General features: G+C 71.2%; 11 protein-coding genes and 1 riboswitch. Of the genes, 6 read left to right on the top strand and 5 right to left on the bottom strand.

The window, feature by feature from the left end; all coding sequences use genetic code 11:
* Nucleotides 1-60: 60 nt before the first annotated feature.
* Both SACE_RS23050 and SACE_RS23040 read right to left on the bottom strand, forming a co-directional pair.
* Entirely contained in the window at nt 61-1164 is a 1104-nt protein-coding gene (locus tag SACE_RS23050) for an ATP-NAD kinase family protein (RefSeq protein ID WP_011874445.1), read from the bottom strand.
* A gap of 1262 nt (nt 1165-2426) precedes the next feature.
* On the bottom strand, nt 2427-2669 hold the full coding sequence (locus tag SACE_RS23040) for a hypothetical protein (protein WP_009949825.1): 243 nt from the start codon (nt 2667-2669) through the stop codon (nt 2427-2429).
* Nucleotides 2670-2958: 289 nt separating this feature from the next.
* Between SACE_RS23040 and SACE_RS23035 the strand changes: the two genes are divergently transcribed.
* From SACE_RS23035 to SACE_RS23020, 4 genes are all read left to right on the top strand, one after another.
* Entirely contained in the window at nt 2959-5259 is a 2301-nt protein-coding gene (locus SACE_RS23035) for an ATP-binding protein (RefSeq protein WP_011874442.1), read from the top strand.
* A 191-nt stretch (nt 5260-5450) separates the two neighbouring features.
* Nucleotides 5451-6050, top strand: a complete 600-nt coding sequence (locus SACE_RS23030) for an LURP-one-related family protein (protein WP_011874441.1) — start codon at nt 5451-5453, stop codon at nt 6048-6050.
* A gap of 99 nt (nt 6051-6149) precedes the next feature.
* A complete protein-coding gene (locus SACE_RS23025; RefSeq protein ID WP_009949828.1) occupies nt 6150-6950 on the top strand; it encodes an SAM-dependent methyltransferase in 801 nt (266 codons plus the stop codon).
* 291 nt (nt 6951-7241) lie between these two features.
* Complete coding sequence (locus SACE_RS23020) at nt 7242-7940, top strand: S1 family peptidase (protein ID WP_009949829.1); 699 nt, start codon at nt 7242-7244, stop codon at nt 7938-7940.
* 184 nt (nt 7941-8124) lie between these two features.
* On the opposite strand, the gene metE is transcribed toward SACE_RS23020, so the two are convergent.
* Nucleotides 8125-10410 carry a 5-methyltetrahydropteroyltriglutamate--homocysteine S-methyltransferase gene (gene metE / locus SACE_RS23015; RefSeq protein WP_009949830.1) on the bottom strand — a complete coding sequence of 762 codons (2286 nt, stop codon included), beginning with the start codon at nt 10408-10410 and terminating at the stop codon, nt 8125-8127.
* Between the two features lie 137 nt (nt 10411-10547).
* Nucleotides 10548-10810, bottom strand: a riboswitch (cobalamin riboswitch).
* 244 nt (nt 10811-11054) lie between these two features.
* Between metE and SACE_RS23010 the strand changes: the two genes are divergently transcribed.
* The gene (locus SACE_RS23010; RefSeq protein WP_009949831.1) at nt 11055-11792 is read left to right on the top strand and encodes a class I SAM-dependent methyltransferase; all 738 of its coding nucleotides are present in this window, start codon (nt 11055-11057) and stop codon (nt 11790-11792) included.
* A gap of 87 nt (nt 11793-11879) precedes the next feature.
* The gene (locus SACE_RS23005) at nt 11880-12107 is read left to right on the top strand and encodes a nitrilase-related carbon-nitrogen hydrolase (RefSeq protein WP_009949832.1); all 228 of its coding nucleotides are present in this window, start codon (nt 11880-11882) and stop codon (nt 12105-12107) included.
* 202 nt (nt 12108-12309) lie between these two features.
* Here SACE_RS23005 and SACE_RS23000 read toward each other — a convergent pair whose 3' ends face one another.
* Nucleotides 12310-13212 carry a GNAT family N-acetyltransferase gene (locus tag SACE_RS23000; protein WP_009949833.1) on the bottom strand — a complete coding sequence of 301 codons (903 nt, stop codon included), beginning with the start codon at nt 13210-13212 and terminating at the stop codon, nt 12310-12312.
* A gap of 283 nt (nt 13213-13495) precedes the next feature.
* Entirely contained in the window at nt 13496-14137 is a 642-nt protein-coding gene (locus tag SACE_RS22995) for an AMIN-like domain-containing (lipo)protein (RefSeq protein WP_009949835.1), read from the bottom strand.
* Between the last annotated feature and the right edge of the window lie 152 nt (nt 14138-14289).

The raw sequence follows: 14289 nt of genomic DNA, 5'->3' as shown, positions 1-14289 counted from the left end.
CGATGTGCAGTGCGAAGCGCCGCGGGCAGCCCTCCCGCGGCACGGCCTCGGCCCGGGGCCTCATGACGGCCTCGGCGAGAGCGGCGGTGGTGGGGTCAGCAGCCGCTGCCGCGCGGCGGCCTCCAGCACCGATCGGACGTCCACCACTCGGGGACCCTGGTCGGAGAGGGTGACCGCGACCGGCGTCCCGGGACCGAACTCGAGCTCCCGCTCCCCGTCGACGGCGACGGTCCCGGCCGGTGTGGCGCTGACCCGCCGCTGCCCGAGCGGCAGCGGGCGGGCGTCGGCGACCTCGACGGCGACGATGCGCCCGGGGGCGATCGGGGCGAGCACGGTCTGGCTGGACGGGCGGCCCCCGGCGAGCTCGATCGCCACACCCACCGGATCGTGGCGCGCGGTCGGGAGCAGCTGCCCGGCGATGCTGGAGAGCCCGATGGCGTGCGGCTCGGCGAACGTGCAGTACAGCTCCCGCAGCTCGTCGACCTGCCAGAGCGCCCGCGCGCCGACGTGCGCGGTGGTGGAGACGCACACGTCGACCAGGGCGGGCTCGCGCCGGTCGCCGCACTCGACGTGCAGCACCTTCGCCTGCCGGGTCGCGTCCGCCCGGCCGGTGGCCACCAGCGCGGCGGCGCTGCCCGCCACGGTCGCCTCCCACATCTCCGGGAAGGCGTTGTTGGTGCCGGTGCTCAGCGGCAGCAGCGCGGTGTCGCCGAGTTCGGACGCGGCCGCGCGGACGGTGCCGTCACCGCCGAGGACGATGATCACCTCCGCGCCCTGCGCGCGCATCCGGCGCACGTGCCTGCGGGTGTCCTCGGCGGTTCCGGTGAGGGTGTCGAGCTCGCAGAAGTCCAGCCGCGGCCAGCGGCCGGGGTCCTGCCCGGTGCGCTTGCGGGCGGCCCGCAGCACGCCGCCCGCGACGCCGAAGTCGTCGGTGGAGACCAGGACCCGCTCGACGCCCAGCGCGCCCGCGGCGGCCACCAGGCGCAGGACCATGTTGGTCTTCTCGGCGTTGGGGAAGACCGAGGCGTGCGCGACCAGCCGCCGGATGTCCCGCCCGGACATGGGGTTGGCGATGATGCCGAGCGCCGAGCCCGGCACCACGGGCAGCTCGCCGGCCGGGCGCGGGGGCGGCACGAGCCCGTCGCCTGAGGGGTCCTGGTGCACCGTCGCCTCCAATCCCCATCGTGTAACCCAGATCACGTCGGGGCGGATTCAGCAGACCCGATCCGCGGTGCGCCGAGCAAGGGTTGCAATTGGTTGCATTTTCGATTCCGGGGCGCCGGACCACAGGACGACCTCACCCGTTCGAGTTACGGCGTCGGGTTTGCCGAACGGCTGCCGGGCACGGCGATGGCCTGCTCCGCACTGGAGGCACCCATGTCCGTGATGCTGTACTGCCCAGACATCAATCCGAGCGAGTCCACGCTTCACCAGGCGGTGCTGTACGGGGGCAGGTTGTCCTCGCTCGTTCCTTGCGGGGCAGCGACGAACTCCTCGCTCCCGCGCTTCTGCGACATCAAGACGCGAGGCTCTGCCAAGCGATCGTGCCGGTAGGGGAGCTGGACGCCTCGGCGGATGTTTTCCCGGTGTGGCCGCGAAAAGCGGCGATCCGCCGTTGGCTCGCGACGGCCCGGATCTCCACCCAGGCGTCGCGGCCTCTGGTGGCCGGCATCCTGCCGTCCGGGCTGAAGGCCGCGTCGTAGATGCCGTCGGAGTGACCGGTCACCGGTGGCGATGTGCTTGCGGCCGGCCACATTCCACAGCCGCACCGTGCGGTCGGTGCCGGCGATGGCGAGTAGCGCGCCGTCCGGATCCGGCGGCACGGCGGCCGGACCTTGGTCAAGGCCGACATGCTGGCAGTCTCCCTCTGATCGGTGCCGTCAGGAGGATTCGGCGTCGTGCGAAAAGCGCATGCCCTTCAGCGGGTCGCAGTACATGATCGGGCCCAGGGCGGTGGCCAGCGCCGGACGGCCGGGGTCTGCTCCAGCCACTCGTGGTCGGTCACCGACGAGGCACTCGGCGAGTAGTTCGGTCGCTCGGGAAAGAGCTGTTCCCGCGCTTCGACTACGGCCGGGTGGTCGATGTCGTACCAACGCGCTCCGGGCTCGGGATCGCCCCACCACTCGGGGAGCCGGTGATCAACGAGGTTTCCGCGCGTCGGTCCGCAGGACCGGTCACGGGAAGCATCTCGCTCGGGCGTGAAGCAACCCGTCCGTCGTCGGCGGGGCGGTCCTTGACGCCGCGGCCATCGGCTTCCTGGTGTCGCCGGAGGCCGGATTCATCACCGGCGTGATGCTCCCGGTCGACGGCGGCCTGATCGTCGACGGCACCTTCGACCGGTCTGCGATCGCGGAACCGGCAACGTGACTCGTGCGGTGAACGGATACCGGTGAGGCGCTTGGGGCGCTACGGCCGCGCCAGGACTCTCACGGGGCGAAGCCGTTGCCCAGGGCGACGCGGAGGGCGTCGAGGTGGGTCCGGCACACGGTCCGGGCGCGGTCCGGTCCGGGAGCGGCGCGGGTGCCCTCGTAGTCGCAGATCCACGTGCGCGTGCAGGGGTTTCGGTAGACGTGTGGTGCGTGGTGCCTGTGGGGCAGGCCGTTGCCGCGGTGCGGGGAGAAACCGAGGCCGTCGTGGGTGGGGGTGACTGGTGTCGGGTGGACGTACATGGCGAGTCGTGTCCTGGGCTGGGTCGGGGGTCTGGTGGTGATTTCCACGATCGCCCGTGAGGGGCCCGTAGGACGACGGGAGAAATACCAAGGAACCTACGTACGTAGCCCTTCTCGGGACCTTCGGCCCTGGCTCCGCTCGCCCGCCCGTGGGCTCCTCGTGGCCAAGCCGGATGGATACCGTCCAGTAGTCTTCGCGGGAAGCGCCCCGCGCGGACCGGCCAACGATGGTGCGGTTGCTGTTGGCGGACGAGTGCGGTGCGTCGTGACGCAGGTGGCCCTCCCGGACGTGACTGGTCTTCCTCATGAGCTGACGAGCTTCGTGGGGCGCCGCGAGGCGACCACGGGGCTCAGGCGCGCGCTGGCGGACTCGCGGCTGGTCACGCTGACCGGCTTCGGCGGCATCGGCAAGTCCCGGCTGGCGCTGCACGTGGCGCACGAGCTGCGGCGGGCCTTCCCGGACGGCGCGCACCTCGTCGAGCTCGCCGACGTGCACGACCCCTCGCTCGTGCCGCACGCCGTCGCGGCGGCCATCGGGCTGCACGACAGGTCCGCGCGAGACCTGGAAACGGTGCTCGTGGACTACCTCGCCGGCCGGAACCTGTTGCTCGTGCTGGACAACTGCGAACACCTGTTGGACGCGTGCGGCCGGCTGACCGCCGTCCTGCTCACCGCCGCCCCGCGGCTGCGGGTGCTCGCGACCAGCCGCGAGCCGCTCAGGATCGCCCCGGAGCAGGTCTGGCCGGTGCCGCCCCTGCGGGTTCCTGCGGAAGACGGCCCGGGGATGGCGAAGGACCAGGAGGCGATGCGGCTTTTCGAGGACCGGGCCGCGGCCGTGCTGCCGGAGTTCTCGCTCGACGAGGACAACGAGCGGGCGGTCGCCCGGCTGTGCCGGCGGCTGGACGGTGTCCCCCTGGCGATCGAGCTCGCCGCCGTGCGCGTGCGCATGCTGTCGGTCGCCGACATCCTCGACCGGCTGGAGAGCCGGTTCGACCTGCTCAGCAGCGGGCCGCGCACGGTAGCCCCGCGGCACCGGAGCCTGCGGGCGGCCGTCGACTGGAGCTTCGACCTGTGCACCGAGCAGGAGCAGCGGCTGTGGGCGCGTTGCTCGGTCTTCGCGGGCGAGTTCGACCTCGACGCCGCCGAGGACGTGTGCGCGGGTGACGGGTTGACGACCCAGGACGTGTTCACCGGCATCGCCGGGCTGATCGACAAGTCCATCCTGGCCAGGGTGGGCAGCCACGCGCAGAGCCGGTACCGGATGCCGGAGACGATCCGCCAGTACGGCCGGGAACGGCTCGCCGAGGCGGGCGGTGAGGCGGCGCTGCTGGGTCGGCACCGCGACCACTGCCTGCACGTGGCCGAGCAGTCCGACGCCGAGTCGACCGGTCCGCACCAGGCCGGCTGGATCAAGCGCCTCAACGTCGAGCGCGCCAACTTCTGGGCCGCGCTGGAGCACTGCGCCACCACTCCGGGCGAGGCGCGAACGGGCCTGCGCATGACCACCGCGCTGTGGTTCTACTGGGTCGCGTGCGGTTGCGTCCGGGAGGGACGCAACTGGCTCGACCGCGTCCTGGCCCTGGATGCGGAGCCCAACGCCGAACGGGCCCGGGCGCTGTGGATCAACGGGTGGGTCGCCCACCTGCACGGAGACCGCGACGCGTCGCTGGCCCTGCTGGAGGAGAGCCGCTGCCTCGCCGGGCGCCTGGGAGCGGAGACCGGGCTGAGCCACGCGATCCAGTTCCTCGGCGACACGCAGATGTGGGACGGCAACCTGGCGGCGGCCGGTCCGTTGCTCGACGATGCCCTGCGGCGCCACCGCGCATCGCGGCGCTGGACGGCTCCCGGGCTGATCACCTTCGCGCTGCAGGCGTCGACGGCGGGGCTGCGAGGCGACGTCGACCGGGCGATGGCCTTCCTGCGCGAGTGCCGGGCGGTCTGCGAACCGCTCGGTGAGCGCTGGGCGCTGTCGTGGACGGAGTGGAACACCGGCGTCGTGTGGTGGGCGGCGGGTGAACCGGACGAGGCGGCCGAGCACGTGTCGTCGGCCCTCCGCAAGAAGCAGCAGCTCAACGATCTGGTCGGGATCGCGTGCTGCGTCGAGGTGCTGACCTGGGTGGCGGCGGCGAAGGGGGACGCGCGCCGGGCGGCCGTGCTCTTCGGGGCGTTGGGGAAGCGGTGGGACCTGATCGGCTCGCCGCTGTTCGGGTCCGAAACGCTGTGCTCCTGGCGTGAACCGGCCAAGGCGCGGGTCCGCGAGCAGCTCCGGGGCGCCGTTTTCGACTCGGCGCGCCAGGAAGGCGAGCGGATGGACCAGGAGCGGACGGTGGCTTACGCCCTGGGTGAGACTTCCGCTGCGCGGGCGCCGGCTCGAGCCGGGACGGCGTCCGAGGGCGAGCTGGCGCTGACCAGGCGCGAACGCGAGGTCGCCGCGCTCGTCGCCGAGGGCAAGTCCAACAAGGAGATCGCGGCCGACCTGGTCATCTCCCAGCGCACCGCGGAGGCCCACGTCGAGCACATCCTGGTCAAGCTCGGCTTCACCTCCCGCCTGCAGATCGCGACCTGGGTGGCCCAGCGCGAGCAGCGATGACGTCCACCGTCCGCAAGGGAGCGGAGAGCGACCACTGTGGACGAGCGGCTGGACGGCGTCCTGCCCTCCGCTGCGTGCGGGTGACGTCCGCTACTCGATTGCGAACACGCCTGCCCGCCGGGTGAGCCGGCTGCGAGAATCCCCGTCGCAATCCGCGAGGCCGCGTCGATTCACGTGAGGGTTCGGTGACCATGCAGATCCAGGACTTGCAGCAACACCGTCTGTTCCACATGCACCAGAAGATCACCATGATGGTCAACCGCTATCGCATCTTCGCCGACGACGGTTCGGGCGCGCCGGGTCCGCTCGTCGCTTTCGTCGAGCAGAAGCGGATGAGCTTCAAGGAACACGTCACCCTCTACGCTGACGAGAACAAGCGGTCGGTGCTCGCGGCATTCCAGGCGCGCAAGGTGATCGACCTGGCCAGCGCCTACGACGTGACGACGCCGGAGGGGGGTTCGGTTGGCGTCTTCGGCAAGAGGTTCGGCAAGTCCCTCCTGCGCTCCACCTGGCAGCTCGAGCAGCCCGGCCGGCAGCCGATCACCGTCCGCGAGCGCAGCATGGGCATCGCGGTGTTCCGCCGGGTCTGGGGTGCCCTTCCGTGGGTGGGCGACCTGCCGTTCCCGTTGCGGTACCACTTCGACTTCGTCCAGGACGCGAGTGCGGTGGGCGCGGTGGACAAGAAGACCCGGTTCCGGGACCACTACCTGGTGCGGATCGACGATCCGGACCTGGACCGCCGACTCGTGCTCGCCCAGGCCATCGCGTTGGACGCCCTGCAGTCCCGCTGACCTCGCGGCCCGCGGTTCCTTGACGCCCGCGGATGGACGAACGACAATATTGATGTTGATCTTGAACGCTCGTGTGGCGCCGAGGTCGGAAGGAGCACGATGAACGACGTCGACCTTGGCACGGATCGGGCGCACGGTGCGCGGATCTACGACTACATCCTCGGCGGCAAGGACAACTACGCCGTAGACCGGGCCGCGGCCGAGGCCACCAAGCGGATCTGGCCCGCGCTGCCGGTCCACATGCGCGCCAACCGCGAGTTCATGCATCGCGCGGGCCGCTACCTGGCCACCGAGTGCGGGATCGACCAGTTCCTCGACATCGGCACCGGCATCCCCACCCCGCCGAACCTGCACGAGGTCGTGCAGGAGGTGCGCCCGGACGCCCGCATCGTCTACACCGACAACGACCCCATCGTGCTGGTCCACGCCCGCGCGCTGATGGCCGGCAGTGAGCAGGGCCGTACCGCCTACGTCGAGGCCGACCTCCGGGACCCGGACACGATCCTGTCCTCTCCGGAATTCCGCGAGACCCTCGACCCGAACCGGCCGATCGGGCTGATGCTCATCGCGGTGGTGCACTTCATCGAGGACGACGACGAGGCGCTGGACGTCGTGCGGCGCATCGTCGACGTGCTGCCCTCCGGCAGCCACCTGGCGGCAACGGTCGCCACCGACGACTTCGCCCCGGAGATGCTCGCCGAGGTCCGCCGCACCTACCACGAACACGGCGAGACCCTGCGCTGGCGCGACCTCTCCCAGACCGAGCGCTTCTTCGACGGTCTCGAACTGGTCGACCCCGGCATTGTCCAGATGCACAAGTGGCGCCCCGACGACGACACCTACCGGCAGATCCCCGAAGCCGACATCGCCATGTACGGGGCCATCGCCCGGAAGCCCTGACCGCGACGTCGTGTGCGGCGGTCGATCCCGCCGCGTCGCCGAAAGACCGCGACGGCGGGAGTAGCAGCCGTTCGGCCGGGAGCACATCGGCCGAACGGTCAGAGAAGCCTCGCACGAAAGAAGATCGGAACCTGTCCATCAGGTTGATGTCCAGGCACCTCCGGATGAATACGGTCGACGCGGTAAGTGCAGTCGATCTACGAGGGGGCGCGAATGCCTGGCGCCGCACGACGAACGCTGTCTCTGGTCGGTGGGATCCTTGCGGGAGCCGCTCTGGTCTTACCCGGTTCGGTGGCCACCGCGGACACCCGGCCGTTCATCATCGGTGGCCACGACGCCACCGAGCAGTACTCCTTCATGGTCTCGCTCCAGCAGGGCGGGCAGCACGGCTGCGGCGGCAGCCTGATCCGGCCCGACTGGGTGGTCACGGCGGCGCACTGCGTCGGTGCGCCGGACGGGATGACGGCCCGGATCGGCAGCACGGACCGCACCGGCGGCGGCTCCGAGGCCAAGGTCACCCAGGCCATCGTCCACCCCGACTACAACGGCGGCGCGGGCCCCGGCGGGGACATCGCGCTGCTGAAGCTGGACCACGCCGTGGAGCAGAAGCCGATCGCGATCGCACCGGACCCGGGTGCGGCGGGCACGGCCACCCGCATCATCGGCTGGGGTATGACTTGCGACGATGAGCAGCAGTGCCCGGAACTGCCGGTCACGCTCCAGGAACTGGACACCGAGCTCGTGGACGACGCCCGGTGCACGAACTTCGACGGCGGCACCGAGCTGTGCACCGACAGCGACACGCCCGACGCGATGGGCTGCTTCGGTGACTCCGGCGGACCCCAGGTCGTGGGCCGCCCCGGCGAGTGGCAGCTCATCGGAGCCACCAGCCGCGACGGGGACGACGACCCGAAGTGCGCGACCGGCCCCGGCATCTGGACCGACGTGACCGCCTACACCGACTGGATCGACCAGCAGATCGGCGGCTGACGGTTCCACCGCGCAGAAGCGGTCCGTCCACTTGCGACCGCCCGACGCGACTGCACGCCAGCCGCGTCGGGCACTCGTGGTGCGGCCGCATTTCTCGCGATCACCCCACGTTGATTACCAGGGATGGCGCCGCGGGCGGTGCCGGTGGTTCTGCGACGCGACGGCACCGCCCGCGGCCCGGCGGTCAGCGCAGTGTCGGGCGCACCGCGGCGGTCGCGCTGACCACGTTCTTCAGGGCGGCCTCGACCTCGGTGTAGCCCCGGGTCTTCAGACCGCAGTCGGGGTTGACCCACAGCCGCTGGGCCGGAACGGCCTCCAGCGCGGCGCGCAGGAGGGCCGTCACCTCCTCGGTCTCGGGCACGCGCGGCGAGTGGATGTCGTACACGCCGGGACCGACGCCCCTGGCGAAGCCGACCGCGTTGAGGTCGGCCAGCACCTCCATGCGGGAGCGGGCCGCCTCGATGCTGGTGACGTCGGCGTCCAGCGCGACGATCGCGTTGATCACGTCACCGAACTCCGAGTAGCACAGGTGGGTGTGGATCTGAGTGGAGTCGGCGACCCCGGAGGTGGCCAGCCGGAACGACTCCACCGCCCAGTCCAGGTACTCCTCGTGCCGGACCGAGCGCAGCGGCAGCAGCTCGCGCAGCGCGGGCTCGTCGACCTGGACCACCCGGATGCCCGCCGACTCGAGGTCGCGCACCTCGTCGCGGATGGCCAGCGCGACCTGCCCGGCTGTGTCGGCCAGCGGCTGGTCGTCGCGGACGAACGACCACGCCAGGATGGTCACCGGGCCGGTGAGCATGCCCTTGACCGGCTTATCGGTGAGCTTCTGGGCGTAGGTGGCCCACTCGACGGTCATGGGGTCCGGGCGGGAGACGTCGCCGAACAGGATCGGCGGGCGCACGCACCGCGAACCGTAGGACTGCACCCAGCCCTTGTGGGTGCTGACGAATCCCTCCATGAGCTCGGAGAAGTACTGCACCATGTCGTTGCGCTCGGGCTCGCCGTGCACCAGCACGTCCAGTCCGAGGCCCTCCTGCAGTTCGATCACGCGCTGGATCTCGTCGCGCATGCGCTGCTCGTAGGCGGCCTCGTCGATGGTGCCGTTGCGCAGTTCCGCCCGCGCCTTGCGGACGTCGGTGGTCTGCGGGAAGGAACCGATGGTCGTCGTCGGCAGCGGAGGCAGCCGCAGCGACTTCTCCTGCGCCTCCCGCCGCAGCGCGTAGTCGCTGCGGCGGGAGTGCTCGGGCCGCAGCGATTGCAGCCGGGCCCGGACGTGGTTGTTGCGTACGCGGTCGGCCTTGGCGCGGTCGGCGACCGCGGCGGCTGCGGCGAGTTCGTCGGCGACGGCGTCGCGTCCCTCGCGCAGCGCGCGGCCCAGCACGACGACCTCGCGCACCTTCTGCACGGCGAAGGCCAGCCAGGACTTGACCTGCGGGTCGATCCGCTCCTCGGCCTCGACGTCGTAGGGCACGTGCAGCAGCGAGCACGAGGTGCTGACGGCGACCTCCCCGGCCAGGCCCAGCAGGGTCGCGCCGGTGGTCAGCGCCTTGTCGAGGTCGGTGCGCCAGATGTTGCGGCCGTCGACGAGTCCGGCGACGAGCGTCTTGTTCCGCAGCCCGGACAGCGTCGGCAGCTTGTCCACAGTGGAGGATCCGGCGACGAGGTCGACGCCGAGCGCATCGACCGGGGCGGAGGCCAGCACGTCCAGCGCGTCGCCGAGGTCGCCGAAGTAGCCGGCCACCAGCAGGTTCGGCCGGCCCTCCAGCTCACCGAGCTTGCGGTAGGCGGCGCGCAGCGCGTCCAGCTCCGTCTGCGAGCGGTCGGCGGCGAAGGCGGGCTCGTCGAGTTGAACCCACTCGGCCCCGGCCCGCTTGAGCTCACCGAGCAGTTCGGCGTATGCGGTCAGCAACTCGTCGAGCTTGTCCAGCGGGTGGAACGACTCCGGCGCTCCTTCGGCGGACTTGGACAGCAGCAGGAAGGTCAGCGGGCCGACGAGCACCGGCCGCGTGGTGACGCCCAGGTCCGCGGCTTCCTGGAACAGCCGCACCGGAGTCCGGTCGCTCAGCGAGAACCGCGTGTCCGGGCCGATCTCGGGAACGAGGTAGTGGTAGTTGGTGTCGAACCACTTCGTCATCTCCAGCGGCGGCGTCGAGTCCACGCCTCGAGCCATGGCGAAGTAGGTGTCCAGCGGGTTCAGCCCCAGCTCGGTGTAGCGCGGGGGCACCGCACCGAAGGTGACCGCGGTGTCGAGCACCTGGTCGTAGTACGAGAACGTGTTGCCGGGGACCGAGTCCAGCCCCGCGTCCTGAAGCGTGCGCCAGGTGTCGACGCGCAGCCGGCGCGCGACCTCACGCAGGTCCTCCGCGCCGCTGCGCGAAGCCCAGTAGCTTTCCAGCGCGCGCTTGAGTTCCCGGTTCGGTCCGATCCGGGGGTAGCCGAGTACGGTCGATCCGATCTTGGTGGTCAACGCCCTCTCCTCGCGAGCTCGACGGCATGGGCTCCGAGGTCCGGGCGAGGGTGTGCGGGAGCGCCAGCGGGCAGCGTCGGGCAGCCGCGGTGGGCATCCGCCAGGTCCTCCCTCGAGACCTCGGATCGGCGTGCACGGGTGTGCACGCACCGGTGGCAGGTCTTCGGACTCGCGGGCGCTTCCCGGCCTCGTCGTGGCCGGGTGTTCCTACTGGCCGTCGCTTCCCAGACGCTGTGGTCCAGTGCTGTTCCCGGTCTCCTCGGACCGGGGACGGCGTTCGTTCCCGCTCACCGCTGCGGGGCAGTCCCGGATTCGCACCGGGTTCCCTCTTGCCTCGACCGCCGCGGTCGCGGCTCTCGGCCGCGTCCGTGGCGGACGAACCACCAGCACACGACAGGCTAGTGACCCGCTCTCGGTTGGCAAGCCCTCCCGAAGGGTGGTCGCATCGGAATGCGTGCATCGGCGGGACGGCAACTCCGGTCTGAAGTCGTCGTTCACGCGCCTGAGCCGCATCATGAGAGGCCGGTCACATCCGGCGGTCTTCGGTTTCGCTCAGCGGCCGTGGAACCCCGCGAAGCCACACCGCGCACCGGGCCATACGGTCGTGCCGGATGCGGTGATCGGGCTGGAAGGAGTTGGTACGGGTGGGCGACGTCAACGGCGCTCTCGACGCGGTGCGGCGGAACTGGGACCGGCGGGCCCGCGACTACAACCGCTTCTACCGGCGTTTCAGCGCGGACCGGCGCGATGCGTGGCGCACGGCGTGCGAGAAGATCGTGCCCGCCCTGCGTCCGGGCGGTGCCGGGCCTCTCGATGTGCTGGATGTCGGCACGGGCACGGGGTTCCTCTCGACGCTGCTGGCCGAGTTGGGGCACCGCGTCACCGCGGTCGACCCCTCCGCGACGATGCTCGGCTATGCGCGGGAGGAAGCCGAGCGCCGCGGCGTCGATGTGAGTTTCCGCGAGTGCGGGGCGCACGACGTCGAAGATCTCGCGAGCACTTTCGACCTCGTCACCGCGCGGTACGTGCTCTGGACGCTGCCCGCACCCGTGCGGGCCACTGCCGCGTGGAGCCGAGTGCTCCGGCCGGGTGGCGCGGTGCTGATCGCCGACAGCACCTGGCACACCTGGCGCGGCGACGGCAGGCGGCTGCTCGCGTCGCTGCGACCGGGTGGCGACCACGGGTTCGCCTGGAGGCTCCTGCGCGACTACGTCCGCATCGGCCGGGCTACGCCGAACTGGAAGGGGCTGACCCCGCAGCGCGCGCAGGCGATCCTCGCCGCCGGCGGGTTCCGGCGGGGCGAGCGCTTCGACGACCTGCTGCCGGAGTTCGCGCGACCGGTGGGCGAAGGGTTCTTCATCACCGGCGCACGCGTTCGGTAGGCCGTCGCCGGGCTGCTCCGAGGTCGCCCTGGCCCGCCATGTCTGGATGAGCGTCCACGTGGCGCGGAGGAACAGGCGGGAAATCTCTTGCGGCGCCTGGACATCATTTTCGGCACACCGGCCCCGATCGAAGGCGCCGAACGCGTGGACGGCCCCACCGCGCGGATGATGTCGGAGGCTGTCAGATCCGCAGGTGTGGTTGCACGCGGGACCATCGTCGAGCCGGACGGCAACGGTGCGCTCCACAACACCGCGTGGGTCTTCGACCGCGCCGGGGCGCTGCGCGGCACGTACCGCAAGATCCACCGCTACTGATTCGACACCGGTGAGCCCGCCGCCCGCCGCCCGCCGCCCGCCACGCGCCGGCGTGAGGCCCGACCGGTGCGCGGCAGACGTACCTCGATGCACCAGAAGGCGGCGCCACCGCTGTGCTCGGTGACGCCGCCTCCGCCGCGCGCGATTGACTGGCCGTTCCGGCATGCCACTCCGCGCGGCGAGACCTATCCGGACCCGACCGTCACACGAAGTCGATCCGGTGCTCGGTGACCGGATACCCGGCCCGGGCGAAGGCGGCGGCCATCGGGCGGTTCGTGGTGTCGGTGGCGGCCGCGATCCGGTCGGCGCCCTCGGCGACGAGCAGGTGCGTGGCCTCCACCAGCAGGTCGTAGGCGTAGCCGTGGCCGCGCTGCTCGGGCAGCACGCCGATGTAACCGATGATTGGGTCGCGCTGGTTGCGGCCGGGGATGCTCAGCCCGGCGAGCTCGCCGTCACCGGTGAAGGCCAACCGCCACCAGGAACGCGGACTGGGCATGCCCAGCATGAGATCCAGGTCCTCGCGGGCGGCGGCGTCCAGCCCGGACTCGTCGGTGGCGCGGCGGGCGTGGGCGTCGAGCGTGCCTTCGTGCACGCGCCGGAAAGCCGCGAGGAAGACCTCGTCGTCGGATTCCGGGCGGAACTCCAGCCGGCCGGGGCGGGGCGGGAGGCCGTGGTCCGGGGTCCAGCGGTAGCGGTGGCGTTCGACGAGGAACCGGAGTCCGGCCGCGGTAGCGGCGGCGATCCGGGCGTCCGCGGCCTCCTTCACCGCCGGAACGTCGCGCCAGTCGGGTGGCAGGACGAGGGTGTACTCGGTGCGCAGCGGTGCGGTGCGCAGGAGTTGCACGGCAGCGTCGAAGTCGGTGAAGTCCAGGGCGTCCAGGACGAACGGGACATCGAGTCCAGTGCCTCCCCGCCAGGCGGCACGGGCGACCACGGCGCCCTCGCGCAGCGCCACCCAGGTCCATTCCGGACGGTATTCGCCGGCGGCGACCAGAACGTCGTAGGTGTGGATCGGGGAAGCTGGGCCGAGCAGCCCGGCTTCGGGCAGTGATTCGAAGAGCGGCCCTTCGTCGGCGACGAGGGGCCGGATGACCAGACGGGTCACGGGTTTCCTTCCGGGAGAGCGCTCCCGGTCAGGACCTCGGTGCCCTCGTGCCGAGGCGGGAGCGCGCGGATGTCGTGATCACGGCGCTCACCTCCTCGTTGTCGTAGGGCTCACGCAACCTAGCCGGAACACGCGGCGCGTGGCAACGCTTTTGTCGTCCGAGGCGGGAATGCGGGTCGGCCGATCCTGCGTCGGACGGCGATGCTCCTCGACGGGAACACCTGCCGACGGTGGCACCGGTTTGTCCGCTGCCACCGTCGGCGATCGCGGGATCGAGGTCAGATCACCGGCCCAGCGGTCCACGGCTCATGTTGATGATCACCTTCTCGCCCTCGACCAGCACCTCGTAGTCCACGCCGGCGTCGAGGCCGACGGTCATCTCGGCGGTGCCGTGGGAGTTGTCGTTGACGACGGCGCTCTTGGCGGTCGGCAGGTCGAACGACTCGGGGCCCGCGGTGGTCCGGGCGGCGTCGGCGGCCTCCACGTGGACGTGCAGGAAGGCTTTGCCCTCCATGCCCTCGACCGGTTCGGCGGAGCCGCCCCAGACCGGGGCCTCCTCGTTGAGCTCGTGCTTCATCAGCCTGATGCCGCCCGACAGCTCCGGCAGCGTGCTCAGGTCGAAGACCACTCGCTCCTCGGGGCCGTGCAGGCCGCCTCGGATGTCGATCTCGCCCGGCTTGTTGTTGATCACCTGGCCGCTCTCGCGGACCTCGCCGCTCCTGCCGGTTCCAGTGGCCTCAGCGCTGCTCTCAGCGACTTCGCTGCTCTCCCCGGCCGCGCCGCCGACACCGGGCGACGCCTGGTTCCCGTTGGCCTGTCCGGGAGCGGGCACGGCCGGCTGCGCACCCGCCGAGCACCCGGTCAGCACGAGCGCGGACAACACGACCGAGCCGGTGGCGACGGCGAGCTTGCTGTGGAAAGACATGACGAGTGCCCCCTTGTTCTGCTGATGCCTTGCAGACCGTGAGACGCGCCGAGAGCCAGGAGGTTCCGTCACATCGGCCGATTGACCGAATCTGCACGGGCCACCGCCTGCTCGGCCTCGCGTCCATCCATTGCGGATCCGCACACCGGACT

It is taken from the genome of Saccharopolyspora erythraea NRRL 2338, from assembly GCF_000062885.1.
GTDB classification, from domain to species: domain Bacteria; phylum Actinomycetota; class Actinomycetes; order Mycobacteriales; family Pseudonocardiaceae; genus Saccharopolyspora_D; species Saccharopolyspora_D erythraea.
This window is presented reverse-complemented; position numbering and strand designations above follow the sequence as displayed.